The sequence below is a fragment of the Streptomyces sp. NPDC001848 genome, from assembly GCF_042891915.1.
GTDB lineage: Bacteria > Actinomycetota > Actinomycetes > Streptomycetales > Streptomycetaceae > Streptomyces.
In genome coordinates, this window is the sequence record NZ_JBIATP010000007.1 from 282,974 (window position 1) to 296,742 (window position 13,769).

Annotated in this window: 8 protein-coding genes and 2 pseudogenes; 7 read left to right on the forward strand and 3 right to left on the reverse strand. The window is 69.4% G+C overall.

What is annotated here, in order from left to right; translation table 11 throughout:
• Positions 1–33 precede the first annotated feature (33 nt).
• The 4 genes from ACFYZJ_RS16740 to ACFYZJ_RS16755 all read left to right on the forward strand — a co-directional run bounded on the left by ACFYZJ_RS16740 (position 34) and on the right by ACFYZJ_RS16755 (position 3,488).
• Entirely contained in the window at positions 34–669 is a 636-nt protein-coding gene (locus ACFYZJ_RS16740) for an HD domain-containing protein (RefSeq protein ID WP_388568232.1), read from the forward strand.
• 110 nt (positions 670–779) lie between these two features.
• Positions 780–1,700 carry an NADP-dependent oxidoreductase gene (locus ACFYZJ_RS16745; protein WP_388568234.1) on the forward strand — a complete coding sequence of 307 codons (921 nt, stop codon included), beginning with the start codon at positions 780–782 and terminating at the stop codon, positions 1,698–1,700.
• Between the two features lie 325 nt (positions 1,701–2,025).
• Entirely contained in the window at positions 2,026–2,424 is a 399-nt protein-coding gene (locus ACFYZJ_RS16750) for a hypothetical protein (protein WP_388568236.1), read from the forward strand.
• 38 nt (positions 2,425–2,462) lie between these two features.
• A complete protein-coding gene (locus ACFYZJ_RS16755) occupies positions 2,463–3,488 on the forward strand; it encodes a caspase family protein (RefSeq protein WP_388568238.1) in 1,026 nt (341 codons plus the stop codon).
• 31 nt (positions 3,489–3,519) lie between these two features.
• On the opposite strand, the gene ACFYZJ_RS16760 is transcribed toward ACFYZJ_RS16755, so the two are convergent.
• Both ACFYZJ_RS16760 and ACFYZJ_RS16765 read right to left on the reverse strand, forming a co-directional pair.
• On the reverse strand, positions 3,520–4,611 hold the full coding sequence (locus ACFYZJ_RS16760; protein WP_388568241.1) for an ATP-binding protein: 1,092 nt from the start codon (positions 4,609–4,611) through the stop codon (positions 3,520–3,522).
• 2 nt (positions 4,612–4,613) lie between these two features.
• Complete coding sequence (locus ACFYZJ_RS16765; RefSeq protein ID WP_388568244.1) at positions 4,614–8,957, reverse strand: AAA family ATPase; 4,344 nt, start codon at positions 8,955–8,957, stop codon at positions 4,614–4,616.
• Between the two features lie 1,177 nt (positions 8,958–10,134).
• Between ACFYZJ_RS16765 and ACFYZJ_RS16770 the strand changes: the two genes are divergently transcribed.
• Entirely contained in the window at positions 10,135–10,887 is a 753-nt protein-coding gene (locus ACFYZJ_RS16770) for a polysaccharide deacetylase family protein (RefSeq protein ID WP_388568247.1), read from the forward strand.
• A 157-nt stretch (positions 10,888–11,044) separates the two neighbouring features.
• On the opposite strand, the pseudogene ACFYZJ_RS16775 reads toward ACFYZJ_RS16770, so the two are convergent.
• Positions 11,045–11,490: pseudogene (locus ACFYZJ_RS16775) on the reverse strand (cytochrome c oxidase assembly protein).
• Between the two features lie 42 nt (positions 11,491–11,532).
• Here ACFYZJ_RS16775 and ACFYZJ_RS16780 point away from each other — a divergent pair.
• Both ACFYZJ_RS16780 and ACFYZJ_RS16785 read left to right on the forward strand, forming a co-directional pair.
• A pseudogene (locus ACFYZJ_RS16780) lies at positions 11,533–11,815 on the forward strand (hypothetical protein); the annotation flags it as partial.
• Positions 11,816–12,153: 338 nt separating this feature from the next.
• Positions 12,154–13,224 (forward strand): S1 family peptidase, encoded by a 1,071-nt coding sequence (locus tag ACFYZJ_RS16785; protein ID WP_388568249.1) that lies wholly within the window; start codon positions 12,154–12,156, stop codon positions 13,222–13,224.
• Positions 13,225–13,769 lie beyond the last annotated feature (545 nt).

A 13,769-nucleotide genomic window follows, 5' to 3' on the forward strand; every position in this document is an offset into this window, starting at 1 on the left:
TCGTAACACATCGCACCGGAAAGCGCGGACACCATGACCGACATCATCGCAGGGGTGGAAATACCCGAGACCTCGGCTGTCGCGGAGGCCACGGACTTTCTTCGCAAGAGAACGAAACCCCTGATCTTCCACCACTCCCGGCGTGTATTTCTCTTCGGTTCCCTGCACGCGCGTGAGCTGGGCCTCCAGCCCGATCCCGAGTTGCTCTACATCTCGGCGATGTTCCATGACGTCGGCCTTTTGATCCCGTTCTCGCACACGCAGCGATTCGAGCTGGACGGCGCCGACCACGCGCGGAAGTTCCTGCTCGACCGCGGGTTCTCCAAGACCGCCGCCGACAAGGTCTGGACGGCGATCGCCCTGCACACGACGCCGGGGATTCCCGGTCGAATGGGTCCGGAGACCGCCGCCACGAGCTACGGCGTGCTGACCGACGCGGTCGGCTGGGGGCTGGACGGACTGGACGGCGACCAGCTGGACGAGATCGTCGCCGCTCATCCGCGCGGTGATTTCAAGAAGGAGTTCCTGCAGGAATTCGTCGACGGCCTCAAAGACCGACCGGACACCACCTACGGGACGGTCAATGCTGACGTCCTGGAACACTTCGTTCCCGGATTCCGCCGTACGTCCATGGTCGAGCGCGTCCTCGACGCTCCCTGGCCGCAGTGACGAGGACGGCCGGCAACTGTCGCTCATCCTCGGGCGGCGACGGCTCCCCGCCGAAGATCTGACGTGTCTGCGTCCGGCATCTGCCACCCCACACCATGAAAGGAATGTTCGTGCGAGCCATCACTGTCCGGGATCGCGAGGCCGGGGTCACGGGGCTGGCCCTCGAGGACCTTCCCCATCCCCACGCCGCCGAGAACGACGTCATCGTGCGCGTGCACGCCGCGGGCTTCACCCGAGGCGAACTCGACTGGCCCGCAACCTGGACCGACCGCGCCGGTCGCGACCGCACCCCGAGCGTGCCCGGGCACGAGGTCTCGGGGGTGGTGACGGAACTCGGCTACGGAACGACCGGCCTCACCGTCGGCCAGCGCGTCTTCGGGCTGACCGACTGGACCCGCAACGGTTCGCTCGCCGAGTACGTCGCCGTGGAAGCCCGCAACCTCGCGCCGCTTCCCGCCGACGTCGACCACACGGTGGCAGCCGCGCTGCCGATCTCCGGCCTGACCGCCTGGCAGGGCCTGTTCGACCACGCCCGTCTCACCGCCGGCCGGACCGTCCTGATCCACGGCGCCGCCGGCGCGGTCGGCTCGATGGCCGTCCAACTCGCTCACGAAGCGGGAGCCCGTGTGGTCGGCACGGGCCGCTCCGCCGACCGGAACACCATCCTCGACCTGGGCGCGCACGCGTTCCTCGACCTGGAGGCCGACCGGCTGGAGGACGCCGACCAGGTCGACGTCGTGTTCGACGTGATCGGCGGCGACATTCTCGACCGCTCGGCCGCGCTCGTGCGCCCCGGCGGCACGCTCGTCACCATCGCCCATCCGCCCACCGTGCGCCCCGACGACGGGCGGGCCCTCTTCTTCGTCGTGGAACCCGACCGCGCACGCCTCGCCGACCTCGCCCAGCGCCTGCGGGACGGCCGGCTCCGGGTACGGGTCGGCGCGGTCCGGCCGCTGGCCGAGGCGCTCGCCGCCTTCTCCCCACGACAGCGCGTCCCCGGTCGCACGATCATCCGCGTCGCCGAGAACTGACGGTGGGAGGGCGGGCCGACCGAGCAGCACCACCGGTCGTCGGGCCCCGCCCGGACCGGTGACTGCCGCACGTCGGTCGATGAGCCGCGGTGCCCCAGCCACGGCTCGCAGTGCCGGTCCCCTGCTCGCCGGCCCCGAGCGCACCGGTAGACGTACCGGCCAACCGGAAGCGGACAGTGAGCCGAGTCCACCGCCGGAGGCAGTGGTCCCCTCCGACCGGGTCGTTTCTCCCCCGTCAAGGACGTCGCGCCAGATCTCATTTCCGCAGGACTCGTGCGACCCGAGAACCACTAGACTCTGGCGCAGTGCGTGGATCTCTGCGCAATTGACCACCGTCGGGGGCGACATGGAACTGACCATCAGGACGGATCACGGCGTCGGCACTGATCTCTACCGCTGGCTTCTGGAGGACCCTGAGGCTCGTGTCTACGCGGCCGAGGCCACCCCTGCGGCCACGGATCCGGGCGGCGGCGAGATGGGAATCGGTTTCGACGTCCTCAACCTCGTGATCCCGAATGTCATCGCCCTCAGCAGCCTCGTCGTCTCGATCGCGACCTATCGCCAACAGGTCCGACAGAGCACGGGAACAACGCCGAGCGTGAGCGTTGGCCACGGAGGCGTCGTCATCGTCGTAGAGGGCGACGGCACCGAGGCCGTGCGGCAGCTCACCCGAACGGCCGGATCCTCGGAAGCGTCCTCCGGGACGGCGCCCACCAGCTCGTGACAGCCTTACGACTGCCGGACGCCACGGCATCCCGCGCCGTGCTCGTCGGCGTGTCCCGATATCACAAGATGCCCGAGGACAGGCAGTTGCCGGCGGTGGAGAACAATCTGCGCCGGCTGGCGGATCTCCTCCGCGAACCGCTGATCTGGGGCCTGCCTCCCGAGCACTGCGTGGTCCTGCACCAGCCCGACGACGCCGATGCTGTCATCAGTGCGCTGCAAACGGCAGCCAAGGAAGCGACGGCGTCGCTGGTCTTCTACTACGCCGGCCACGGGCTCATCGACCCTCTCACCGGCGGTGACGAGCTCTACCTGGCACTGCCCAGGAGTCGCGAACCGGCTGGTACCCACCTCGCTCTGCGCTATGAACACGTACGGGCCGAGTTGCTGCGCGCCGCAGCAGTGCCGCAGAAGGTGGTGATCCTGGACTGTTGCTGGAGCGGCAGGGCCTTGAAGGGCACCATGGGAACCGACGACCTCGCGGCGGTCGCAGCGGTCAACGGCACGGCCGTACTCGCCGCCTGCGCGGCTACCGCCAAGGCTCTCTCTCCCGCCGGTGAGGACTGCACCGCGTTCACCGGAGCTCTGACGCAGATCCTGCGTGAGGGCCTTCCCGGGGGGCCGCGTGAACTCGACATCCGCACCCTCTTCCAGAGCCTGAACCATCGACTCGGGAGCGAGAACCGTCCCCGTCCGCAGCTGGCCACCTCGGGATCCGGCTCGGATCTCGTGCTGGCGCGGAACAGGGGCTGGCAAGAGCACACCGAAACGCCGGTGATCAGGACACAACCTGCACCGGCCGTCGTGCGGCCGCCCGCGTTGTGCGGTGAGCACGTCCGCCCGCGCATCCGCGAACTGCTGCGCGCCGGCCGCTACGAGGAGGCGCAGGACCTGCGGCTGCGGCTGGCCGAAGCCGGAGACATGGAAGCGGTCCGGGAGGTGGTGACCCAACTTCAGCGCGAGGGGCATTACCAGCCCGCCGCCCGGCTGGAAGCGGCACCCACCAGCGAGGCGGCGCAGGAGGTGCTGCGGTGGCTGCGGCAGGGCCACCACCGGATGTCTTAGGCCGTGTCGGCGCGGACATGTCCGGGCAGCCTCAATGGTCCACCGCACACATCTGGATGTACCGGGCGAACTCCCGTGAGAACAAGATGGGTGATCCCGGTCCGGACGACACGACACCCATCTGCTTCAGCTGGCTCAACTCCACGGACTCGGACTCCAAGGCACGGCCGAGGGCAAGCCTGCTCAGCAGTGCCGTGGCTCGCCCTTTGCTGTCTGCCTCGATGTTCTGCCACAGCTGGGCGAACTGTCTGTCGAAGGTCGGAGCTTCCTGCTCGTAGGCCGCCTTGACATCCAGCTCACCGACGGTTTGGTGAAGGTCGACGAGCCGGTTGCACAGCAATTCCAGCAGGAACGGGTGAAGGCCGGTACGGGCGATGATCTCCTCGCGTACGGAGGCCAGTCCGATGCCGACGACCGCGGCGCGGGCAAGCATCAGATCGGCCTCCTCATCGTTGAACATGCCGACGTAGCGGCGCGTCGCCACCACGCCGCCCAGGATCGAACCCCCGGCGGCGTCGTGTTCGATGGACTCGATGTCCCGTCGCGAGATGGTGATCAGCCCCAAGGAGAACATGGGATCGCTCGCCAGGATGCGCAGCAGCTGGAACTCCGCCAGCCGGGTGAACGTCGTCGTGGCCCGGTCGAACTCATCCAGCACCGCGAGGACGTGGTACCCGTCTCTGCACAGCGCCTTGAAGAAGGCCCGCACAGCTTCCCGCAGATCGCCCCACTCCCCGTCCCGCTGGACTGCACTGTTGATCGCCGCCAGCTGCTCCGTCAGCTCCGTCCCGCCGTGCCGGCCCCGCTCGCGGAACTCGTCCATCACCCGCTGGGTCATCGACCGGAACAGGTCCGCCCCGGAATCGTGAGTGCCGACGTCGAGCCACACGGTGATCAGGTCACCACGCCGGACGGAGGACGTCTGCAGCGCCCGCCGCACCAGGCTGGTCTTGCCCGTGCGGTGATATCCGAGCACCCGCACGTTCGACGGACGGCCGGGCTCCTGCCAGGCGCTCTGTATCAGGCGGACCAGCCGGCCTCGGCCGACGAAGCGGTCGCCCTCGGCCACCCGGCCGACCTGGCGGTAGGGATTGGCCTGAAGAGCCTCATCGGCCTCGGACATCGTCACGGGGTCCCTGCCTTCGAGCTGGCTCCGAGGTACTTGAGCAGCCATTCCTGGTAGAGGCGGACCACGATCCGGTAGGCGCCGGACTCACGGCGTACCACGTCGCGCAGGACCAGGTCGTCGAGCAGTTCCTCCAGCTGCTCACCCCGGTACTCCTCCCGGATCGCCTGCAGTGTGGCCGGCTGGTTGCGGGAGGCGCGGGCCACGGCCAGCAGGACGGGCTGGTACTGCTCGCTCGTAAAGGCGTCCGGGTCGGTGTAGCCGGGTGACTCGAGGTTGTCGAAGTCTTCGCGAGTCAATCTGCCGAGGAACTCGTCGCGGACCCGCTCGACATCCGCCTCCGTCACCACCGGCGCCCGCTCGGCGTTCATGTACTCGACCAGGTGCGAACAAAAACGCTGAATGTAGAAGGCGCTTCCGCCGGTCAGGCCGATGATCTGGCTGACCGCGTGCTCGCGGTACCTGCTGGTCGTCCGGTCCCCCTCCTCGATGCGGATCGGGTTCTCGATCAGCGCACGCGCGTCGGGCTCGGCGAGGTACGTCACGCGTTCCTTGTGGAACACCCCAAAGACGTTGGGGTCCTGCTGGATCAGGCGATCGAGCGCGTCCTGGCCGACGATCACCAGATGGAAAAGGCGCCGCTCGATGAGTGCCTTGAACGCCTGCATGAAGGACGGTGAGAGCAGCCCCATCCGGATCCACCGGTCGATGTACTGGAACTCGTCGATCAGTACGATCAGGGGCGGTGGAGTGCCCTGGATCCCCTCGCGATGCCGCTCGATGTACTTGGCGCAGTCATGCACGGGTTCCTCGCTGGTGAGGAACTCCTTGCGGGTCAGTCCCTCGGGAATCAAGGGCGCCGCGGCGCCGACCGGCACGTCGAACCGTGCGAGCGCATCGTGGGCGCCCTCCAGGATGCGCCACATCAACAGGGCCAGCAGACGAGTTCCGGTCAGGTCGTCGGACTCCGGGGAGAGGTCTCCGATGTTGCCCACGTTGACGATCGGGAGTCCGTCTTCTTTCAGCCGCTGCGCCAGGTGGTGGGCGATGGAGGACTTCCCGGCCCGCTTCTGGCCGTAGATCGCCACTCCCACCCCGGGTGAAGACACCTCCCGCAGCCGGGTGCGGATTCGCTCGATCAGGTCGTCGCGACCGAAGAACATCTTCGGGTCGATCACCGGGCGTCCGGTGGCACCGTCCTGGAACGGATCGAAGATCCGCTCGAACTCCTCCTCGCGTGCGAGCCGGACCGGCAAAGTGGCCTCGAACGTCGCGAAGTCGTCGCTGGAACGCCGCCTGTACCGAAGCGTCACCGGCAGCGAGAAGGCGCCCGCAGCGAAGCCCTTCTCGGTGACGCGCAGCTTGACCTGCTCGATCCGGTGGTCGCCGCCTCGGACGGCGGTCGGAAGTTGCACCTTCGGCTCGCCCACGAGGAACAGATCGCGGTCGGCGCCGATGGTCAGCTCCGGAGACTCCAGCGGTGCCATGCCCAGCGCGTTCGCCACCTTGATCTGCACCGTGACCACACCGTTCTGGCCCCCGCTGCTCTCCTCCAGCGCCAGGCTCAGTTCGGGTTGGGGCGGCTGCGTGGCGAGCAGGTTCCGCTGCGTCTCGGCGACGAGCGCCCTGATACGCGCCGCGACCGGCTCGACGAGCCCGACGGCCAGACTGGTCGGGCCCCGTCGGATGTCCGCGCTGAGCGCCCGGGCCTTCTGGTCGGCGAGCCGCAGGCAGTTCTCCCGTTCCTCGAAGGAGCGTTCGTTGATGAACCTCCTGAGCTCGGACAGGGCCTCCTCGATCCGTCCCAGGGCCTCGCTCAAGGACGGTGACATCAGTGCGTCCCGGTCCCCGAGGCGGTCGAGTGCCGACTCCAGATCGTTGTCCGACATCGACAGCTGCTGCAGTTCGACCAGGTTGTGCTCGAGTCGTCGGCGATCCCGCGTCCACTTGTCGCCCGCCAGCTGCCACGCCTCACGCACCGCATGCTGGTCCGGCCGGGAACGCTCATGACCCTCGGCCAGGCCCAGATGTCTGGCCGCCGCGGCAAGCAGTTCGGGCTTCGCGCACATGGCGTCCAGCACCAGATCCCGGGCCACGCTGGTGTCCGCGAACAGGGGAGGAATCAGCGAGAAGATCACCTTGGGTTCGTGTTGGCGAATCCCCTCCCACAGCACGCGGGCGACCTCGTCGCGCAGAGACGTGGCCTCCTCGCGCTCCCGGTGCCGGGTCGGCGCGGCGCGGCGGCCGTTCGGGGAACGCAGGTATCCGATCAGCGCCGACCGGACGTCGGGGGTGAGCTCACCGTCGTCCCGCTCGTCCGCCACAGCCAGCGCCGCACAGTAAAGGTCCTGTGCCGACTCGTACTCCTGCTGGTCGAGGACGATGCCGGCCAGCGTGGTCAGCCCCAGGTACAGATACCGCTGGGCATCTTCCTCGCCCAGCTCCTTGGCGAGCACCGCGGCCGAGATGTACGCCTGGGCGCTGTTGACCGGCTGCTTGCCGCTCATCTGACGCGCCGTCTCAGCGATGACGTTCAGGTCGCTCTTGGTGACCGGCCGCTGGGTCCGTTCCCGTTCTTCCTTCGTCCGCGCGGCGAGCTCCGAGTAGTTCTGCATCACGAAGGTCACGAGCGGGGGCGTCGAATCGACGAACCGCGGAACCTCCTCAAGCAGCCGCTCCACCCAGCCGGAATCGGTGCCGATGCCCCCGCTCTGCCGGAGGGAAGCGATCTGACGCAGGATCCGTACGGACTTCTCATCCGTGTGGTAGCCGATCAGTTTCTCGGCTTCCTCCAGATCCTCCGGCGTGCCGCGCTGCACGAGTGCCAGTGCCATGCCTCGCTGTGCGTTCGGGTTGTCCGGGGACAGTTTCAGCAGCTGCTCCCATTCGGCCGTGGAGTCCTGGCCATGGGCGAGTTTCACGTACGCGATCTGGTGACAGAGGTGGTAGCGCCTGCTGCTGGTCAAGTCGGTGCGCTGGAACTGGCGGTCGAGTACCTCGAGTGCCTCGGCGTAGCGCTTGGCCCCGATGTAGAAGTCGATGAGGATGTTGTCGAGGGCGTGACCGGGCTGAATCACGCCCTGGCATTCCTGCTCGATGACGCGGAGGGCGGCTTCGGCACCGTCAACCCGGCGAGTCAGCCATGCCAAGTCCTTGGCCGCGCTCTCCCGTTTCACGTTCTGCTTGATCGCCTGACGGTAGGCGGCCTTTGCGGCCTCGAAGTTCTTCTCATGGTGCTCAAGGTACTTGGCGCGCTGGTAGGGGTTCTCCCAGCGCCGTTGCCCGCCCGAGCGCACCGTCGCCGACTCGGCTCTGCCCCGTGTGTCGCCGGTCAGGTGGCGTGCCTTGGGCCTTGGCTGTACGGGCTCCACGGGCGCCGCACGCCTCGCTGCCAGGGCGGGTACGGCACCCGGTGGCCGGGGGGCCGGTTGTGCCGTCGGCGGGGCACCACCGAGCGCGGCACGCACCATCTCGCGCGCGTTGTCGTCGTGCCCGGCAGAGTCGATGAGTTCCCCCAGATACTGGCGATCGCCGAAGGCGTCGAGGAGGCCGAGCAGAGCTGCCCAGGCCTGGGGGTCATCGTCCGGGGCCACCTCGTGGAAGTAGCGCAGCAGCCCGAACCGGGCGGTCTCTGCGTCCTCCTGGTGGGCCGCGCTGATCGCCATCAACCGTCGCGCCGGCACATCCTCTGCCTCAGCCTGGGTGAGGAAGAGGTGCGCTGCCTCGGCGTCACCCTTGAGAAGCGCCAAGGCGCCGACCAGGCGCGTGATTTCGGGATTGGCCCGTTCGACGTTCCACAGCTGTCTCGCACTGGCATACAACCGAGCGATACGACCGAAGCGCGGGTCGAGTTCGCCGATCCTCTCGGCGTTGTCGTAGGAGTTCCGGATCCGCTGCAGGTCCTTGCGGTTCTCCGGACTGACGTAGATCTCCATGTCGACCGGAGCGACCGGCAGTTGGGCGATGGCAGCCAGCGCCTCGGCGCGCGACACCGAGTTCCTGCGTAAGGCCGCGGTCGCCGGGGACTGCGGTCCGCGCGGCGCCGCCGCGACGCGATTCGCCGGAGCGGTTTCGGCCTGAGCCGGTGGCTCCTGCTCGTGAAGTGTCTCGGCTCCCGACTCGGAGGCGCCGACCACGGAAGAGACTGTCTGCGCGGTGACTTTCGGCTGCACCAGTGCGACCGTCTGCAGTGCCACGGCGACAGCTTGCCCGTCCGGCTTACGCAAATTCAGCCGTGCGAGTGTCAGCCCCTCGAGAACGCCCTCGAAGCGGTCCCCGGTGATCAGGATGATCTCGATGAAGTCTCCGACCCGGGCCACCGACTGGATGAAATCCGCGTCCACGCTCGCCCTCCCGCACCGGTCGCGTCCCATCCAACCGTCGGCGAGAGACCGGCCTGCTCGCGGCGGCGCCCGGGGGAGAAGGCCGTGTTGCACCGGGCCCCCGAAAAATCTTCACCGGCACAGACTCACTGTAATACGGATCACACCGGATGGTTCAGTACTCGGCCAGGTTGGATTCGCCACCTTGCCGAGGGCGCAACTCCGTGTCATCCCCTAGACGTTGAAGAGTGAGCCACCGGTTTCATCAGCACATCCGGCAGCGCCGACACCGCCGCCACGACGAGGGCCCCTCGGGCCGCCGTGGACCCGGCGGGCCGTGGCGGCGAGGATCATTCCGGCAACCGCGCCCAGGTTCCCGTCCTCCACGTGGACACGATGGCGTGGGCCTGGGCACCGATCACGTCGGCGTCGACGAGGGGGCGGGGCAGCGTGTGGATGGCGCCGGGGGGACAGCAGGGCGCCGAGGACGGCCGGGCCGAGCGCGCCGCCGACCCCGACGGAAGGCGTTGCTGACGGCCCCGGCCAAACGCGCAGCCTACGCCTCGGTCGGCACCAAGTCGGCGCGGTAGCGAGGAGAGGACTGATCGCCGACGGCGCCAAACCCCTCTGACCTCGGCGTTCACAGATCGCGGAGGTCGCGCCTGACTGCTGTTTCACCAGGTCGGCGACGTAGCGGAATGCGCACGTTGAAGCGGAACATCGACGACTCGGCTGTCACCTGTGGTGATCGTCAACTGCGGCGCCCGATCCGGCATGGATCCAGCAATGGGGCGTTGCGCCGGACGACGGGATGCGGAATGGCTGCGCTGTCAGACTTCGAGAACCGGTTGCTCGACACGTGGCCCCCCTCCGCACACGAGGCCGGCGGCTCGCATCGTCCGTGCCCTGCACCCCGGTCGAGGCGCGGGGCGAGACGGGGCGTCAGTTGGCGAAGTAGTCCTCCAGCGAGCCGGAAGTCCTGCATGAGCACGTGTTCTCCAAGCGGCCGAGGTGCCACAACCGCTCGATCGTCGCCAGAACCGCGTAGTGGTCGGCCGGTCCCCCGGGGCCGCGGGCACCGCTTGCACCTCTTCTCGTTTCCAGCCGTTCGCCGACGCGCGCAGGACCGTGCGACCGATCAGAATGGAAAGGGTCAGGCCGCCTGCACGCGCGCGGCCGTGTCCGGCGAGGTACCACGATGACTGCCAGGTGGCACCGGGGGCACCGCAGGGCAGTGGCTGTCGTCGCCACCGCGCTCTCGCTCACCGCGTCCACACCCGGCACCGTGGCGACGACCACAGCCGCCGCGCCGCACCCGCACTCGGTCGACTGCCGGACCAGTCGATGCGTGGCCCTGACCTTCGACGACGGCCCGACGCAGTACACGAACGCCGTCCTCGACACTCTCGAGCACATGCACGCCGTCGGCACGTTCTTCCTCATCGGGCCGCACGCACTGCAGTACCGCGCGGACGTGCTCAGGGAATACCGCGACGGCGACGCGATCGGTGACCACACCGTCACCCACCCCCACCTCACCGTGCTGTCCCGGGCCCGAGTCGGCCACGAGACAGAGACCGCGGCACGGCAGATCGCCTCCGTCACCGGCCACCGGCCGACGCTCTTCCGGCCGCCGTTCGGGGCGATGGACGCACATGTCCGCGAGGCGGCCGGTGCCGCCGGGATGGCGGTGGTGTTGTGGAACCTCAGCCCCCAGGACTGGAAGCACCACAACGCGGCCTACATCGACCGCGCCGTCCTCGCCCGGGTGCGGCCGGGCGCGATCGTCGTCCTGCATGACCGGTACGCGACCACCCCGCCGGCCGTCCCCCACCTGATCGCCGCGCTGAGGGCCCGCGGCTACGAGCTCGTCACCGTCCCCCAGATGTTCGCCACCTCCGGCGGCCTGCGCGCCGGTGCGGTCTACCACCACGGACCCGCCCCGTCATGACACGATTCCACGTCATCCGGGCCGCGCACGTCCACGTGCGGCGTCGTCCTCGGCCTGCCGGCCCGGCTCTACCCGGGCGCACTGATCTTCCTGGTGACGGTGGAGGGGAGCGCGGTCCGCGTGCGGCGGCTGTGATCGCGCAGCCTGCTGACGCCCTTCACCGATCGCTGACCCCGTGCACGGTGATGGCGCAGCCGAGGGACACCAGCCGGGCTCGTCCCCCGAGGCGGGTCGAAGCGGGCTCCGGGCCCGCGATGGCGTACGCGAACAGGCACCCCGGCAGCAGGAAGTGCGCGTGCAGCAGCCAGTGCCCGGCCGGCTGGGCCACGGCCGTGGTGCAGAGCGGCGAAAGTACAAGACCGCCAGACTGCCCGTGGACAGCAGCAACGCCGTGACCGGATGGGCCGGGAGACACGCCGGGCGGCTGTGCAGGAGCACGGTGAGGAGGCGGGCCCGGGGCGCCGGAAGGGCGCGCAGCAGGAGGGTGACCGGCGCGCCCGGCACCAGGGCGAGTGGGGCGTACACGCCGAGGAGCATGCGCTGGGCCAGGTGACCGCGGAAGTCGCGGCGGGCCTGACCGGCGAGGGACGGCAACAGGGCCACGGCCGACAGGGCGAGCCCGGTGGCACAAGCTGACGGCGCTCCGGCAGCGCGGAGTTCTCCCGGCTGTGGGGACTCGCACGACGGGGAGACGGCCCCCACGCTCCGCAAGACGTTCCGCCATCCGATGGCCGGCCCGGTCACCGTCAACTGCGACGCCCTCGACCTCACCGACCGCGACCAGCAGGTCGTGATCTACACCGCCGTCCCCGGCACGTCCTCCGAGGAGGCACAGCGGCTGCTGTCGGTCATCGGCACCCAACGGATGGACGCCCCCACTGAGCCCGGCGCCCCACGTCCGGTCATCTGTTGGCCAAGAACGCTCTAAATCAGCGATGGCGGATCCGGATACCGGACGGCAACGTCGTGTGTCGGTCACGCGCGCGTGCACGAAGCGTGGGCGGCGGACCCGTCGATGCCCACCATGCGTGGCACTGCGGGAGACTCCCCCGCCTGACGAGCGGGGACGCGCGCCGGCGGCTTGGCAGGACAGCCACCTGCCGTACCGGGCAGGCGGCTTGAATCCTTCCTTGTTGCGCACGGAAGGCGTCGCCATACTCGTCGTCACTTGGCATGAGCACGTCTCTTTCCCCCGGGGACGTGCTGCCGTGCATCCTCCGGCCCCGACCACCCCAGCGGACGGGCAACCCCCACTGGAGGCTCCACATGACACGACGTCGTACAGCCCTTGCCACCTGCGCCCTCAGCGGAGCGAGCGTGCTCGCCCTCACCGCGGGCGCGCTCCTGCTCCCCGCCGCCGGCGCGGCCACCGCGGACCCGGCCGCTCCCTCCGCCGCCCGTGCCCAGGCCACCGCCGCCCTCGTCGCCCGACTCGGCGACCGCGCGGCCGGCTCCTACTACGACACCGCGGCCCACCACTTCGTCGTCAACATCACCGATCCGTCCGCCGCCGCCCGGGTCCGCGCCACCGGTGCGGTCCCCAGAACCGTGCGGCACTCCACCGCCGAACTCCGGTCCGTGACGGCCACCCTGACCCGGCAGGCCCGGATCGCGGGCACCGCCTGGGCGATCGACCCCCGCCAGGACAAGGTCGTGGTGACCGTCGACCCGACCGTCACCGGGGCGAACCGCGCTCGCCTCGACGCCCTGACCCGCACGCTGGGCGACAAGGTCGTCGTACGCCGGGCGGCCTCCGCGTTCAAGCCGCTGATCGCGGGCGGCGACGCCATCTGGGGCAGCGACGTACGCTGCTCCCTCGGGTTCAACGTCTCCGTGAACGGCTCGCCCTACTTCCTCACCGCCGGACACTGCGGCAACGCCGCCTCAAGCTGGTCCGACTCGCAGGGCGGCGGCGAGATCGCCCAGACCGTCGACTCCCACTTCCCCGGCACCGACTACGCCCTGGTCCAGTACGACGACACGGGCAGCGACCACCCGAGCGCCGTCGACCTCTACGACGGCGGCACCCAGGAGATCACCCACGCCGCGGACGCCTATGTGGGCGAACAGGTCCAGCGCAGCGGCAGCACCACGGGTGTCTACGGCGGCACGGTCAACGGGCTGGACGCCACCGTGAACTACCAGGAGGGCTCGGTCTCCGGACTGATCGACACCGACGTCTGCGCCGAGCCCGGCGACAGCGGCGGCGCGCTCTTCGACGGGGACGCGGCGATCGGACTGACCTCCGGCGGCAGCGGTGACTGCTCCTCCGGCGGCGAGACCTTCTTCCAGCCGGTGACGGCCGCGCTGAGCGCTGAGGGCGCCACCATCCCGTAATCGGTGACCCACCGAGCCCGCGGCGGCTCCGCGACACGACGCGGAGCCGCCGCGGCGCGTACGCCTGACGGTGACCGGCAGCAGCAGGGCCGGCACGGCATGCGCGCTCGGCGGACGAAGGGCAGCCTGCCGCCGACGCCGGCACGTTCCGTACCGTCCTCGATGCCGCCACCACCACGCCGGTGAAGGCCCCCGATCCGAGGCCAGGGGCCGTGCCCCCTACGAGCACGCGGCGGCGGGGGCCCGCGTGCGGCGCACCCGTGACCACTGCACATGGGGCGCCGCTGCGGAAGGGGCTTTCGGCGTCTCGGGGGCAGGCGACGCCCCGTCCGCGACGGATTCCGTAGCCGAAGGCACACCTATTCGCCCGACACACCGTCACCTCGATCCCAGCACCGATCCAGCAAGGGTGCGGACAAGCAGGGACGACAACAGATGACCGGGCGTCAGCACCTCCAGCACGGATCCGGCGGCGGATACAGCGACGGAGCCGCCCCCGAATGGGCTCGACCCCGCCTAAGCTGCACATTTGCCAAATCATGACG

Coding starts and splice junctions, on each gene's coding strand:
- ACFYZJ_RS16740 (WP_388568232.1), top strand. CDS start 34: ATGACCGACATCATCGCAGGGGTGGAAATACCCGAGACCTCGGCTGTC.
- ACFYZJ_RS16760 (WP_388568241.1), bottom strand. CDS start 4,611: ATGTCCGAGGCCGATGAGGCTCTTCAGGCCAATCCCTACCGCCAGGTC.
- ACFYZJ_RS16770 (WP_388568247.1), top strand. CDS start 10,135: ATGACTGCCAGGTGGCACCGGGGGCACCGCAGGGCAGTGGCTGTCGTC.
- ACFYZJ_RS16785 (WP_388568249.1), top strand. CDS start 12,154: ATGACACGACGTCGTACAGCCCTTGCCACCTGCGCCCTCAGCGGAGCG.